Below are 14636 nucleotides of genomic sequence, written 5' to 3' on the forward strand. Positions count from 1 at the left end.
CTCTAATGATTAAACTCCTCTGAGTTAATGCCATCAGAATAATGCGTCCCTTTGTCGCTTCATGCAACTTTTTGTCGCATCCACACCCCTTTATGGCACAAAAAAACCGCACGCCGTGGGTTCTGTTCAGTTCGAGCAATTTATCAAAACTGGCACGGACATCGCCCGCTTTACCGTTCAGCGGATAAAAGCGATAGCGCCAGATTTGATGCGGGATAATTTTCAACGTGAGATCGACAGAAGCAACATGAGACAGTAATGCTAATTACTCAGCAATATCCGCATCGTTACCTTCCTGTTCGAAAAGTTCCCTGACTATGCTGGTGGCGAAGCTGCCAGCTGGCAGCCAAAAACTGAGTTCCAGCGTCGCGTCATCGCGCCAGTGCCAGCGCATATCGCGCGGGATCACCAGCATCGCCCGACGTGCCGCCTCTACTCGCTCACGCTCAAGCAGCTGGATCAATGGCGCGCTGTCGGCCAGGCTTTGCTGCTCAAAAGCCAGCGCCGCGTCACGGCTTCCCCACTCTCCGCTGCCCGGCAGCGGCGCGGTGATGCGCAGTTCATTATTATCCACGCGCGTTTGCAGCGCAGGTAACTCGGCGGCATCGGCGACAAACCAGCTGCCGCGACCGGTGAGCTGTAGCGCATCGCCTGTTAGCGCCTGCGTCAGGCTGCCCTGCTGCGCCAGGCGATCGCTGACCACCTGATTAAACATGACGCTGCGCGCCGCCGAAAGCAGAAAGCTGCGCTTGTTGCGTTCGCGCACGCGAATTTCATTGTTGGCCCAGCGCGTCGCCTGATCCAGGTTGTTGCCCTGGAAACCAAAGCGCTGTTGGCCGAAATAGTTTGGCGCGCCGCCGCTTTGCACGCGTAGCAGCCGCGCCTCCAGCGCCGTGCGATCGCTGATCTGGCGCAGCACCAGCTGGAAAGCGTTACCCGCCAGCGCGCCGGTGCGTAACTTACGTTTATGGCGCGCCAGATGCAGGATCTCGCAGCCTTCCAGCGTAAACGCGGAGAAATCGGGCGTCTCTTTGCCCGGCAGGCGCAAACACAGCGTCTGCTCGGTGATGGCATGACGATCTTTCATTCCGGCAAAGCTGACATCACGTGGATGGATGCCGGCGAATTTAGCCAGCGCATCGGCCACAAAGCGCGTATTACAGCCGGTCTTGCGGATGCGCACCAGCAGATGCTCGCCCTCGCCATCCGCCTCGTAACCGAGATCTTCGATCACCACAAAATCTTCCGGGCTGGCTTTTACCTGCCCACGGATTTCAGGCTTGCCGTAAAGCCACTGCCATTCAGGTAACGCCATTATGCCTCCGCCCGTGCAATCAGCGCCACGGCTTCACAGGCGATGCCTTCGCCGCGTCCAGTAAAGCCCAACTTTTCGGTGGTGGTGGCTTTGACGTTAACGTCATCCATATGGCAGCCAAGATCTTCCGCGATATTGATGCGCATCTGCGGCACATGCGGCAGCATTTTCGGCGCCTGCGCAATAATGGTGACATCGACATTCACCAGCCGATAGCCTTTTGCCTGAATGCGTTGCCAGGCTTCGCGCAACAGCCCACGGCTGTCCGCACCTTTAAATGCGGGATCGGTATCAGGGAAAAGCTTGCCGATATCGCCCATCGCGGCGGCACCCAGTAGCGCATCCGTCAGAGCATGCAGCGCCACATCGCCATCGGAATGGGCAATAAAGCCTTTCTCAAACGGAATCCGCACGCCGCCAATAATCAACGGGCCTTCGCCACCGAAAGCATGGACGTCAAAACCGTGACCAATACGCATTATGCGCACTCCTTGTTGTGTTGTTGAGTAAGATAAAAGGCCGCCAGCGCCAGATCTTCCGGGCGGGTGACTTTAATGTTATCGCTGCGGCCAGCGATCAGTTCTGGATGATAGCCGCAATATTCCAGCGCCGAGGCCTCATCGGTAATGATGGCGCCTTCCTCTAACGCGCGCGCCAGACAGTGGCGCAGCAGCGCTAAAGGAAACAGCTGCGGCGTCAGAGCATGCCATAAGGCTTCACGCTCAACCGTATGCGCGATCGCATCTTTGCCCGGTTCGCTGCGTTTCATGGTGTCGCGCACCGGCGCGGCAAGAATGCCGCCAATGCGGCTGTGGTGGCAAAGCGCTAATAAACGGTTCAGATCGTCTGCGGCCAGGCAGGGACGCGCCGCGTCATGCACCAGCGCCCAGTCCGCCTGTGGCGCTGCCTGCAGGCCTGCCAGCACCGAATCGGCGCGCTGTTTTCCGCCGGTTACCGTCAGGATGCGGTGGTCGCTTGCCAGCGGTAGCTGTTGAAAATAGTTATCGTCCGGGCTAAGCGCAACGATCACCCGGTTAATCGCCGGGTGCGCCAGCAGGCTGGCAATGCTGTGCTCCAGAATGGTGGACTGACCAATGGTCAGGTACTGCTTAGGGCGCCCCGTTTGCATACGGCTGCCGATACCGGCAGCGGGCACCACGGCGATAATATCTGGCCAGGCGTCAGTTATAGTGGTCATTGCTATCGTTGTTGATTTGACAAAGCCTGCTGACCGTTACGTTTATTTTGATCCGGCACCAGGCGATAGAAGGTCTCTCCGGGTCTAATCATCCCCAGCTCATTGCGCGCGCGCTCCTCAATTGCTTCCGAACCGCCGTTAAGATCGTCGATTTCGGCAAACAGCTGATCGTTACGCGCTTTTAATTTGGCATTACCCGCCTGTTGTACCACAACGTCATCGCTGACGCGGGTGTAATCATGAATACCATTCTTGCCCAGCCACAGCGAATACTGCAGCCAAACCAGTAATGCAAGTAACAGCAGCGTCAGTTTTCCCATCCTGCCCCCTGAAAAACGGCTCAATCATCCCATAACTTTTCGCCGGACTCCACTCCGCCAGCGAAATTGCGCCGCTTTCTCTACGCAGTGCCTGGAAATAACGCAGCAGGTAAAGTTTTGTAACGCGTCGTCGCGTTTGATCATCAGCAAGCGCCGCGCAATCAGGCGTTAACCCGCCGGTCTCAGGCTGAGGCCGTGGCAGAGGCCCACCACAGCGCGCCTTACCAGCCGGTTAGCCAGGAAAAGAGCAGCCAGAAAAGCGAGGTAACGGTAACCAGCGTCAGCAGCAGCGTCCAGATAAACTGCCCGCGCAGCAGCAAACCAAACGCAATCCCGATCAAAACGGCGACCGGCAGCAGAGCAAGGAAGAAAGGCCAGGTATACAGCAGGAAAAACAGCGTATTAGAACCATACAGCAGGAAGGGGATGCTCAGGGCGCACCAGTAAGAAACAAAACCGATTACGCCGCCGGGAAAAGACCAGGCACGCTCGTCCTGGTCACGACTATGTTTACGGGCCAGCAGGGGTGTAACATTATGCATAGGTATCCTGTTGTTGCGCATCGCGGCCCGCTCTCTGGCAGTTTGCCGCTGCAATCTCAGGCGTTGATAATATCGTGCTGGCGCAGCAGATCTAACAGTTGCGCGGTTAATTTTGTTACCAATTGTTCGCCGTCAAGATGGATTTCCGGCAGCGAAGGCGCCTCATAAACCGCGTCGATGCCGGTAAAATTGCGCAGCTCGCCCGCCCGCGCTTTTTTATACAGCCCTTTCGGATCGCGCGCCTCGCAAATCGCCAGCGGCGTATCGACAAACACTTCGATAAACTCGCCTGCGCCCAGCATTTCCCGCACCATCTGCCGCTCTGCGCGGTGCGGCGAGATAAAGGCGGTCAGCACCACCAGCCCGGCATCCACCATCAGCCTGGCAACCTCGCCTACGCGGCGGATATTCTCTTTGCGGTCGGCGTCGCTGAAGCCTAAATCGCGGCACAGGCCGTGCCGCACATTATCGCCATCCAGCAGATAGGTGCTGACGCCCAGCTGATGCAGCGCCTGCTCCAGCGCCCCGGCGACCGTTGACTTGCCGGAGCCGGAGAGGCCGGTAAACCAGAGCACCACGCCGCGATGCCCGTGCTGTTGCTGGCGATCGGCACGCGTTACCGCGTGCGCATGCCAGACGACATTTTCATCATGCGTCGCCATCTTATTGCTTGCCCGCCAGCAGATCGCGCGCTTCCCAGTGCGGGAAGTGACGACGGATCAGCGCATTCAGCTCCAGCTCAAAAGCGGAGAACTCGCCCTGACTGGCGCTCGCCTGCTGCAGCGGTTGATGGATCATTCCGGCGCCGACGGTGACGTTAGTCAGCCGATCGATAAAGATCATGCCGCCGGTCACCGGATTCTGTTGATAGGCATCCAGCACCATTGGCTCATCAAAGATCACGTTTATCCGGCCGATGCCGTTCAGCGGCAGCGCGTCAACCTGATTGTTGTGCGTCAGGTTATTGATATTGACCTGATGGTCGATGCTTTCGATGCGGGCGCGGCTTTTCTTACCGGCGATTTTCACATCAAAGCTTTGGCCAGGCGTTAGCGCCTGCTCTGCCATCCAGACCACATCCACGGCTGCGCCCTGCACCGCTTTCAGCGTTTCCTCCGCCGCCACCAGCAGATCGCCACGGCTGATATCGATTTCATCGCTTAATACCAGCGTCACCGCTTCGCCCGGTCCCGCCTCCGGCAAGTCGCCATCAAAGGTCACGATGCGCGCCACGCTTGATTCAACGCCGGAAGGCAGCACCTTCACGCGTTGACCCACCCGCAGAATGCCCGAGGCCAGCGTACCGGCATAGCCACGGAAATCGAGATTCGGTCGGTTTACGTACTGCACAGGGAAACGCATCGGCTGGCTTTCTACCACGCGGTTCACTTCCACCGTTTCCAGCACGTCCAGCAGCGTGGGGCCGCTGTACCAGTTCATGGTGGTGCTTTGCGTTGCGACATTGTCGCCTTCCAGCGCCGACATCGGGACGAAACGAATATCGAGATCGCCCGGCAGCTGCGCCGCGAAATCAAAGTATTCCTGTTTGATCTGCTCGAAGCGATCCTGGCTGTACTCCACCAGATCCATTTTATTGATCGCCACCACCAGGTGTTTAATGCCCAGCAGCGTAGAGATAAAGCTGTGGCGACGCGTCTGATCCAGCACGCCTTTGCGCGCGTCAATCAGCAAAATCGCCAGGTCACAGGTGGACGCGCCGGTGGCCATATTACGCGTGTACTGCTCGTGTCCCGGCGTGTCGGCAATAATAAACTTACGCTTTTCGGTAGAGAAATAGCGGTAAGCGACATCAATGGTAATGCCCTGTTCGCGCTCGGCCTGCAGGCCATCCACCAGCAGCGCCAGATCGAGCTTCTCGCCCTGGGTGCCGTGGCGCTTGCTGTCGTTATGCAGCGATGAAAGCTGATCTTCATAAATCTGCCGCGTATCGTGCAGCAGGCGACCAATCAGCGTACTTTTACCATCGTCCACGCTGCCGCAGGTAAGAAAACGCAGCAGGCTCTTGTGCTGCTGCGCATGCAGCCAGGCTTCCACCCCGCCCTGATCGGCGATCTGTTGTGCAATAACGGTATTCATCTGGCTTCCCCTTAGAAATAACCCTGACGTTTCTTCAGCTCCATTGAGCCAGCCTGGTCGCGGTCGATAACGCGGCCCTGTCGCTCGCTGGTGGTGGAAACCAGCATCTCTTCAATAATTTCCGGCAGCGTTTGTGCCGACGACTCCACCGCGCCGGTCAGCGGCCAGCAACCCAGGGTACGGAAACGCACCATGCGTGATTTCACCTCTTCATGGGGTTGCAGGTCGATACGCTCGTCATCGATCATCATCAGCATGCCGTCACGTTCCAGTACCGGACGCTCTGCGGCCAGGTAAAGCGGCACAATCTCAATGTTTTCCAGGAAGATGTATTGCCAGATATCCAGCTCGGTCCAGTTGGAGAGCGGGAAGACGCGAATGCTTTCGCCCTTATTAATCTGTCCGTTGTAGTTGTGCCACAGCTCCGGGCGCTGGTTTTTCGGATCCCAGCGGTGAAAGCGATCGCGGAAAGAGTAAATACGCTCTTTCGCGCGCGACTTCTCTTCGTCACGACGCGCGCCGCCAAACGCAGCATCAAAGCCATATTTATTCAGCGCCTGCTTTAGCCCTTCGGTTTTCATGATATCGGTGTGCTTCGCGCTGCCGTGCACAAAGGGATTGATGCCCATCGCCACGCCTTCCGGGTTGCGATGAACCAGCAGCTCCGCGCCGATCGCTTTTACCGTGCGATCGCGGAATTCGTACATTTCGCGAAATTTCCAACCGGTATCAACGTGCAGCAGCGGGAACGGCAGCGTGCCGGGATAAAAGGCTTTACGCGCCAGATGCAGCATGACCGATGAATCTTTACCAATGGAGTAAAGCATTACCGGATTGCCAAATTCAGCCGCCACTTCGCGGATAATATGGATGCTTTCCGCCTCCAGTTGACGCAGATGAGTCAGTCGTTTTTGATCCATGATTTTTCCTCAAGCCAAATTCACAACGGCGGAATCGCGTCCGGCCTGCTGTGCTGAATGTTGAAACCAGGCCAGCTGCGCGTGGAGATTAACCACCTCACCAATCACCAGCAGCGCGGGCGTCGGCGCCTGTTGCGCCAGCTGTTCCAGCTGTTCCAGCGTCCCGGTCAGCACCTGCTGATCCTGGCGCGTACCGCGACCGATAACGGCAACCGGCGTTGATGCCGCACGTCCGTGGGCGATGAGCTGCGCGGCGATTTCCGCCGCCTTTACCGTGCCCATATAGATCGCCAGCGTTTGATGCGCGCGCGCCAGCGACGGCCAGTCGATGGTTTGTCCATCGGCGCGGCAGTGGCCGGTAATAAACAGGACGCTCTGCGCATAATCGCGGTGGGTTAATGGAATGCCCGCATAGGCGGTGGCACCGGATGCGGCGGTGACGCCCGGCACAACCTGGAAAGGTATGCCCGCTTCCGCCGCCGCCTGTAGCTCTTCCCCGCCGCGACCAAAAATAAAGGGATCGCCGCCTTTCAGACGCACAACGCGCTTTCCTTTGCTCGCCAGCTGCACCAGCAGGCGATTGGTCTCTTCCTGCGCCACTGAATGCGCACCGGCGCGTTTTCCCACGCACAGGCGGTCGGCGTCGCGCCGCACCAGATCCAGAATCTCTTCGCTGACCAAATGGTCATACAGCACCACATCCGCCTGCTGCATAACCTGTAACGCCCGCAGCGTCAGCAGTCCGGCATCGCCCGGCCCTGCGCCCACTAAAATAATTTCCCCCTGATGGGCGGTCTCTTCGGTTAGCTGCGCGTCCAGCGTCTGCTTCGCGCCCTGCACGTTGCCTGCCGCCATCTGGCTGGCAAACAGCCCGTTAAACGCGCGTTCCCAGAAGCGACGGCGATCGGACATTTTGCTGAAACGCTGTTTGACTTTGTCGCGCCACTCACCCGCCACCTGCGCCATCGCGCCGAGGTTAGCGGGGAGCAGGGTTTCCAGCTTTTCACGCAGCATACGCGCCAGCACCGGCGCGGTGCCGCTGGAAGAGATCGCCACCACCAGCGGTGAGCGGTCAACGATCGACGGGAAGATAAAGGAGCATTTCGGCTGGTCATCGACGACATTTGCCAGCAGTCGACGCTGATTGGCCGCGGCAAAAACCTGCGCATTCAGTTCGCTGTCGTCGGTGGCGGCGATCACCAGATAAACCTGATCGAGCTGCTGCTCATCGAAATGGGTCGCCAGCCACTCAAGCTGCTGGCTATCCGCCAGCGCCTGCAGTTCCGGGCAGAGCGCGCGCGCGGCAATTTGCACATGCGCGCCAGCGCGGCGCAGCAGTTCGATTTTGCGCGCCGCCACGTCGCCACCGCCGACAACCAGCACCGGTTTGGCTTTTAGATCGGCAAATATAGGGAGATAATCCACGTCGACCTTACATTAAATAACAAAAAGTTAACGCGACTATACGACTGCTGCTTCCGGCAGATGAAATTACGAATTGGAATGAGTAGTTACTGAATGGAATAACGCTCCGGCAAAGCTTTGCATAAAAGGTGCTTAACAGATGATATTTCGGGTATTTAAGAGCGATTGAAATTGTGCAATCTGCGTCACAGTTTCATACTATCCTGGCAAAATTATTTCGTTTCAGCGTCACCGGATGACGTCTAAGGACCACGGTATGTTTTCCCTGCTCCGCCTGAGCGCGTTGGCCGCGCTGCTCAGCTGCGGCATCAGTTTGCCGGTTAGCGCCAGCTCTCCGGTTCCCGGCCAGTTTGCAGAACAGCAACTACGCCATATCGCCACCTGGTTTCCCGGCCGCATGGCGGGCAGCCCGGCAGAGTTGCTTACCGCCGATTATCTGCAACAACAGTTTGTTGCCATGGGTTATAAAAGCGATAAGCGCGATTTTAAAACCAAAGCCGCCTGGCGCGGCAATGATGGCAAGACGCGCTGGCGCAACCTTACCGCCACATCGGTGATTGCCGCACGCAGCGGCGAAGTACCGCAGGAGATTTTAGTGGTTGCGCATCTGGACACCTGGCGGCCGCTAAGCGAAGAAGAGACGCAAAAGGATATCGGCGGACTGCGTCTTCAGGGCGCGGACGATAACGCTTCCGGGCTGGGCGTGATGCTGGAGCTGGCGCAGCAGCTTAGCCATCAACCGCTGCATTACGGGGTGCGCTTTGTCGCGCTCAGCGCGCATCAGGATGATTTGCACGGTATGGAAGCCTATATTGCCCGCATGAAAGCGGACGATCGCAAGAATACGCTGCTGGTGATCGATCTCGACAGTTTGATCGTCGGCGATCGGCTCTATTTTAACAGTGGGCAGAACACCGCCTCGGCGGTGATCAAGCAGACGCGCGATCGGGCGCTGGATATTGCGCATCGATATGGCATTAACGCGGCGACGCGTCCGCCCCATAGCGCCGCGTACCCGACGCCAAACGCGTTTGACACTGCCGGTTTTCCCTTGCTGACGGTGCGCGCCGCGAACTGGGATCTGGGCAAGAAAGATGGTATGCAGCAGCGCACGGCTTCCCGCCATTTCCCGCAGGGCAGCGCGCAACATCAAACCGAGCGGGATAACGTTAACTATCTTGATCGCTGGTTACCCGGACGCATCAGCGCCCGCACGCGCGACAGCGTGCGCATTCTGTTTCCCCTGATTAACGAGCTGGCTAATCCGCCCGCCGCCAACAAGGAGTCATGATGTATATCATTAATCTGAGCTACCATCGCCCGATTGAGGAAGTTGAAGCGCTGACGGACGCGCATATTAGCTGGCTGAAACGCTATTTCGACGCTGACGTGTTTATTGCCGCAGGCCGCAAAGATCCGCGCACCGGCGGCGTGCTGATGGCAAAAGATATCGATCGTGGTCGCCTGGATACCATTTTGGCCGAAGATCCTTTTGTCGCGGTTGCGCATTACGAGGTGATTAAGGTGAATATTTCGCTGACCTCAGAGGCATTAAAAGCGCTGGCAGAAAGTTAACCAACAGACAACGCAGCAGCCCAGCGGAGCAGCAAACAGACAACGCAGCGGCCAGGGGAAGCGTCCAACAGACAACGCAGCGGCCAAGGGAAGCGTCCAACAGACAACGCAGCGGCCAAGGGAAGCGTCCAACAGACAACGCAGCGGCCAAGGGAAGCGGCGGACGGGGCCGGAGTAAAGCCTCCGCGTCAGGGATGACGCGGCGGAGGCTCCAGGGATGGATTCACGCCGCCTTTACGTAGCGCCCCGTTCACCGCTGAACCTCCCGCCAGCTCACAGACGACGTAAAAAACAACTCAGCAGCCAGGGAAGCGGCAAACAGACAACTCAACTGCCAAGGGAAGCGGCGAGCGGGGCCGGAGTAAAGCCTCCGCGTCAGGGATGACGCGGCGGAGGCTCCAGGGATGGATTCACGCCGCCTTTACGTAGCGCCCCGTTCACCGCTGAACCTTCCACCAACTCGCAGACGACATAGCAGACAACTCAACTGCCAGGGGAAGCACCCCGTTCACCGCTGAACCTTCCACCAGCTCGCAGACGACATAGCAGACAACTCAACTGCCAGGGGAAGCGCCCCGTTCGCCGCTGAACCTCCCACCGGCTCGCAAACGATCCCTGACCAGCAATACAAAAAAGCGGCCTTGCAGCCGCCCTTCTCATTTACTACAGAATCTTACTCATGCAGCCCGCATTCGCGCTTCAAACCAAAAAAGCGCGTCTCCTCCTCGGCCATGCCCGGCTCCCACTTGCGGGTAGTATGCGTATCGCCCACCGACAAATAGCCTTCCTCCCACAGCGGGTGATAACCCAAACCGTGCTGCTGCAAATACTGGTAAACCTGACGGTTATCCCAGTCGATAATCGGCAACACCTTAAACACCCCGCGCTGCACTGCCAGCACCGGCAAATTCGCCCGGCTGCCGGACTGCTCGCGGCGCAAACCGGCGAACCAGCTCTGCGCGCCGAGCGTCTGCAACGCGCGGTTCATCGGCTCTACCTTATTGATCTCGTTGTAGCGCTCAATCCCTTCCACGCCCTGCTCCCACAGCTTGCCGTAACGCGCTTCCTGCCACGCCGCCGATTGCTCGGCACGGAAAATCTTCAGATTCAGATCCAGCTTCTCCGTCAGCTCATCAATAAACCGGTAAGTCTCCGGGAACAGATAACCGGTATCGGTCAAAATCACCGGAATGTCTGGCTTCTGGCGCGTAACCAGATGCAGCGACACCGCCGCCTGAATACCAAAACTGGAAGAGAGCACAAACTCACCCGGCAGATTCTCCAGCGCCCAGATCACGCGATCCTCGGCGGACAGCGCCTCCAGCTGCGTATTCACCTCAGCCAGCGCCATAATGCGATCTAACTTCGGTAATGCATTCAGTGCTGCGATATCGAGTACAGACATATCCCCTCCGTTATTCCCAGAAATCGCGGGCTGGATCGACAACCGGTTTAACCACACCGGCGCGAATGGTGAAATCACCAAAGCCTTCGCCCGGCGTACGTTCTTGCGCCCAGCGGCCAACCAGCTCATCGATATGCGTCAGAATCTCTTCTGCGGTAATATTTTCCCGGTACATGCGCGGGATACGCGTGCCGCTGCGGTTGCCGCCGAGATGCAGGTTATAACGTCCCGGCGCTTTACCCACCAGCCCCACCTCCGCCAGCATGGAGCGCCCGCAGCCGTTCGGACAGCCGGTCACGCGCAATACAATATGCTCATTGCCAACGCCGTGCTGCGACATAATCTCTTCAACGCGCGTCACAAAGGCGGGCAGAAAACGTTCCGCTTCCGCCATCGCCAGCGGACAGGTCGGGAACGCCACGCAGGCCATGGAATTCTCACGCTGCGCGGTAACGTTCTCCATCAGCGCATGCGCGCGGGCAATCTCTTCAATGCGCGCTTTTTCGCTTTCCGGCACGCCCGCCACGATCAGATTCTGGTTGGCGGTAAGACGGAAATCGCCCTGATGAATTTTAGCGATCTCCGCGATGCCGCTTTTCAGCGGACGATCCGGGTAATCCATCAAACGGCCGTTCTCAATAAACAGCGTCAGGTGCCACTTATTATCGATCCCTTTTACCCAGCCGAAACGATCGCCACGCGTCGTGAACTCATACGGGCGGATCGGCGCAAAGGTAAGGCCAGCGCGACGTTCCACTTCCGCTTTAAACGTCTCTACGCCCACGCGCTCAAGAGTATACTTAGTCTTGGCATTCTTACGATTGGTGCGATTGCCCCAGTCGCGCTGGGTGGTGACCACCGCCTCGGCAACCGCCAGCGTCTTATCCAGCGGCAGATAGCCAAACTCGCTGGCGGTACGGGCGTAGGTCTCTTTATTGCCATGCTCAATGGACAACCCGCCGCCCACCAGCAGGTTAAAGCCCACCAGCTTGCCGTTCTCGGCGATAGCGACAAAGTTCAAATCGTTGGCGTGCAGATCCACATCGTTATGTGGCGGCACCACAACCGTGGTCTTGAACTTACGCGGCAGATAGGTGGCGCTGAGGATCGGCTCCTCTTCGGTGGTGACAACCTTTTTCTCATCCAGCCAGATTTCGGCATAGGCACGGGTGCGCGGCAGCAGATGCTCAGAGATTTTCTTCGCCCACTCATACGCTTCCTGATGCAGCTCCGACTCCACCGGGTTAGAGCTACACAGCACATTACGGTTCATATCGTTGGCGGTGCCGATCGCATCCAGCCCCACGTCGTGCAGCATCTGATGCGCCGGTTTCACGTTCTTTTTCAGAATGCCGTGAAACTGAAAAGTCTGACGGTTGGTCAGGCGCACGCTGCCGTACAGCGTGTTTTCCGTGGCGAAATGTTCAATCGCCAGCCACTGCTTCGGCGTAATGATGCCGCCCGGCAGACGACAGCGCAGCATCATCGCATGACGCGGCTCCAGCTTCTGCTCGGCACGTTCGGCGCGAATATCGCGGTCATCCTGCTGATACATGCCGTGAAAGCGGATCAGCAGAAAGTTATCGCCGCTAAAGGCGCCGGTCAGGCCATTTTGTAAATCGTCGGCAATCGTCCCGCGCAGAAAATTGCTCTCTTTTTTCATGCGCTCCGCATCGGAGAGTTTTCCTTCGACGACCAGCGGTCCTGGGTGTTTTTCACTCATTAGTAAACATCTCGCTGATAACGGCGCTCAATGCGCAGCTCACTTAAAAATTCATCAGCCGATTCAAGGTCCATACCGCCCTGCTCAGCTACCACTTCCAGTAACGCCTGCTCAACATCTTTCGCCATACGATTGGCATCGCCGCAGACGTAAATATGCGCGCCGTCCTGCAACCAGCGCCACACCTCCGCGCCTTTCTCGCGGATCTTGTCCTGTACGTAAATTTTATGCTGTTGGTCACGCGACCAGGCCAAATCGATATGAGTCAGCAGCCCTTCTTTTACATAGCGCTGCCACTCCACCTGATAGAGGAAATCTTCAGTGAAGTGCGGATTGCCGAAGAACAGCCAGTTCTTGCCGCTGGCGCCGTCATTTTCACGCTGTTGCATAAAGGCGCGGAACGGCGCGATACCGGTGCCCGGCCCGATCATAATCACCGGCGCATCGGGATTGGCGGGCAGACGGAAGTTATCGTTATGCTCGATAAACACTCGCACCTCGCCCTCTTCCTCCAGCCTGTCGGCCAGATAGCTGGAAGCGCCGCCCGCGCGCGGACGTCCGTCAATCTCATAGCGCACCGCGCCAACGGTAATATGCACTTCGTTTTCCGTTTCCGCCTGCGAAGAGGCGATGGAATAGAGGCGCGGCGTTAGCGGACGCAATAATGACAACAGCTGCTCCGGGTTAAGCTCGCCGGGCGCCAGACGCGCCATATCCACAATCGGCACGGTTTGCGCATAATGCTGGAGCTGCGCCTTATCCGCCGCCAGCGCCAGCAGTTTCTCGTTGCGCACCAGTTTGGCGTATTGCTCAACGATCTGCGGCGTATTAACCGTCAGCTCAAAATGCTGCTGCAACGCCTGCGCCAGCGGCAGGCTTTGCCCTTTAACCTCAACGATTTCATCGCCGCGCAGCCAGAGCAGTTCCGTCAGCTCTTTCACCAGCGCCGGATCGTTTTCATACCAGACGCCAAGCGCGTCGCCCGGCTGATAGCGCAGATCGGCATCGCCTAAATCGATCTCAATGTGCCGCACATCCTTATCGGAAGCGCGACCGGTAATCTTCTGATTCAGCGCAAGTGAGGCCACCAGCGGTTCGTCACGCGTGTAGGGCGTGGTAAACACTTCATTAACGGTGCCGGTTGCGGTAGCAGCGGCCTGCGCAGGCGTCTCGGCGGGCACGCGCTTCTGCAACAGCGCGACAATCGCCTCGCGCCATTTTTGCGCGTCGGCGGCAAACTCAACGTCAGCATCAACGCGATCCAGCAGACGTTCAGCGCCCAGCTCAGCCAGCCGACTGTCGAAATCTTTCCCCGCTTTGCTGAAAAACTCATACGAGGTATCGCCAAGGCCAAACACCGCAAAGGCGGTTTCCGTTAGCTTCGGCGCTTTTTTCGACATCAGGTATTTATGCAGCGCCACCGCCTCTTCCGGCGGATCGCCTTCGCCCTGCGTCGAGGTCACCACGATCAGCAGTTTTTCCTGCGCGATCTGCTTGAATTTATAGTCACCGGCGTTTACCAGCTTCACATTCAGTTTCGCTGCCAGCAAATCGTCACGCAGCTGTTCCGCGACGCGGCGCGCATTGCCGGTTTGCGAAGCGGAAAGCAGCGTAATCGCCGGTGCCTCAGCGGCGGGCGCAGGCGCATTTTGCGCAACGGCAGCAGCGCCGGGCGACTGGTTCACCACCCCCCAGAAATAGCCGGAAATCCATGCCAGCTGCGTCGTTGATAAATCATGGGTCGCCGCCTGCAAGCGGGCGAGCTGCTCCGGGTCAAGCGGGAGCAAAGAACCTGGGGGTGCCTGAGTCGTCATTGCCTTGATAGTTCCAGTATCAGTGGTGCCAAACCGTTCAGAGACGGAAGATAGCGTAGAGGTTACCGAGTCGCATATTAACCGGTAAATAAGGGTTAGAAATAATAAATAACCAAAACGCCTAAACACTTTTGCCGATAAAGCTTAACGTTTTCGCTTCTTATTAAATGATTTATTTATCAGTGATTTACTTGCTGGACAATAACTGTACCCGCGTCAAAAGCGCGCTAACCGGGGAAACTGGTGCGAAAAATCTGTTTTTCCGGTAGACTTCGCCGGTTTTTGCAACAACTGAGATACCG

At 57.7% G+C, this 14636-nt stretch carries 14 protein-coding genes; 2 read left to right on the forward strand and 12 right to left on the reverse strand.

Annotation, left to right across the window (positions count from 1 at the left end; all coding sequences use genetic code 11):
* Positions 1-265: 265 nt before the first annotated feature.
* From truD to cysG, 9 genes are all read right to left on the reverse strand, one after another.
* The gene (truD, locus tag J2X14_RS14705; protein WP_352411924.1) at positions 266-1315 is read right to left on the reverse strand and encodes a tRNA pseudouridine(13) synthase TruD; all 1050 of its coding nucleotides are present in this window, start codon (positions 1313-1315) and stop codon (positions 266-268) included.
* Positions 1315-1794, reverse strand: a complete 480-nt coding sequence (ispF, locus tag J2X14_RS14710; RefSeq protein ID WP_352411925.1) for a 2-C-methyl-D-erythritol 2,4-cyclodiphosphate synthase — start codon at positions 1792-1794, stop codon at positions 1315-1317. The genes truD and ispF overlap by 1 nt, the downstream gene beginning before the upstream one ends.
* Positions 1794-2513, reverse strand: a complete 720-nt coding sequence (ispD, locus tag J2X14_RS14715; protein ID WP_352411926.1) for a 2-C-methyl-D-erythritol 4-phosphate cytidylyltransferase — start codon at positions 2511-2513, stop codon at positions 1794-1796. Before ispD ends, ispF begins: the two co-directional genes overlap by 1 nt.
* Before the next feature lie 2 nt (positions 2514-2515).
* Positions 2516-2833, reverse strand: coding sequence for a cell division protein FtsB (ftsB, locus tag J2X14_RS14720; protein WP_352411927.1), 318 nt, complete (start codon positions 2831-2833; stop codon positions 2516-2518).
* Positions 2834-3054: 221 nt separating this feature from the next.
* Positions 3055-3375, reverse strand: a complete 321-nt coding sequence (locus J2X14_RS14725; protein WP_352411928.1) for a DUF3561 family protein — start codon at positions 3373-3375, stop codon at positions 3055-3057.
* A 56-nt stretch (positions 3376-3431) separates the two neighbouring features.
* Positions 3432-4037 carry an adenylyl-sulfate kinase gene (cysC, locus tag J2X14_RS14730; protein WP_352411929.1) on the reverse strand — a complete coding sequence of 202 codons (606 nt, stop codon included), beginning with the start codon at positions 4035-4037 and terminating at the stop codon, positions 3432-3434.
* A gap of 1 nt (position 4038) precedes the next feature.
* Positions 4039-5472, reverse strand: coding sequence for a sulfate adenylyltransferase subunit CysN (cysN, locus tag J2X14_RS14735; protein ID WP_352411930.1), 1434 nt, complete (start codon positions 5470-5472; stop codon positions 4039-4041).
* Positions 5473-5483: 11 nt separating this feature from the next.
* Entirely contained in the window at positions 5484-6392 is a 909-nt protein-coding gene (gene cysD, locus J2X14_RS14740) for a sulfate adenylyltransferase subunit CysD (protein ID WP_352411931.1), read from the reverse strand.
* 9 nt (positions 6393-6401) lie between these two features.
* Positions 6402-7817, reverse strand: a complete 1416-nt coding sequence (gene cysG / locus J2X14_RS14745) for a siroheme synthase CysG (protein WP_352411932.1) — start codon at positions 7815-7817, stop codon at positions 6402-6404.
* A 256-nt stretch (positions 7818-8073) separates the two neighbouring features.
* On the opposite strand from cysG, the gene J2X14_RS14750 reads away from it, so the two are divergent.
* Positions 8074-9108, forward strand: a complete 1035-nt coding sequence (locus J2X14_RS14750) for an aminopeptidase (RefSeq protein WP_352411933.1) — start codon at positions 8074-8076, stop codon at positions 9106-9108.
* The gene (locus J2X14_RS14755) at positions 9108-9392 is read left to right on the forward strand and encodes a YciI family protein (protein WP_352412179.1); all 285 of its coding nucleotides are present in this window, start codon (positions 9108-9110) and stop codon (positions 9390-9392) included. The genes J2X14_RS14750 and J2X14_RS14755 overlap by 1 nt, the downstream gene beginning before the upstream one ends.
* A gap of 673 nt (positions 9393-10065) precedes the next feature.
* On the opposite strand, the gene J2X14_RS14760 is transcribed toward J2X14_RS14755, so the two are convergent.
* From J2X14_RS14760 to cysJ, 3 genes are read right to left on the reverse strand one after another with little or no spacing between them, the layout of a single operon-like run.
* Positions 10066-10797 carry a phosphoadenylyl-sulfate reductase gene (locus J2X14_RS14760; RefSeq protein WP_352411934.1) on the reverse strand — a complete coding sequence of 244 codons (732 nt, stop codon included), beginning with the start codon at positions 10795-10797 and terminating at the stop codon, positions 10066-10068.
* Between the two features lie 10 nt (positions 10798-10807).
* The gene (gene cysI, locus J2X14_RS14765) at positions 10808-12520 is read right to left on the reverse strand and encodes an assimilatory sulfite reductase (NADPH) hemoprotein subunit (protein WP_352411935.1); all 1713 of its coding nucleotides are present in this window, start codon (positions 12518-12520) and stop codon (positions 10808-10810) included.
* Positions 12520-14334 carry an NADPH-dependent assimilatory sulfite reductase flavoprotein subunit gene (gene cysJ / locus J2X14_RS14770; protein ID WP_352411936.1) on the reverse strand — a complete coding sequence of 605 codons (1815 nt, stop codon included), beginning with the start codon at positions 14332-14334 and terminating at the stop codon, positions 12520-12522. The genes cysI and cysJ overlap by 1 nt, the downstream gene beginning before the upstream one ends.
* Positions 14335-14636: the final 302 nt, after the last annotated feature.

Source organism: Mixta sp. BE291 (assembly GCF_031457955.1).
GTDB lineage: Bacteria > Pseudomonadota > Gammaproteobacteria > Enterobacterales > Enterobacteriaceae > Mixta.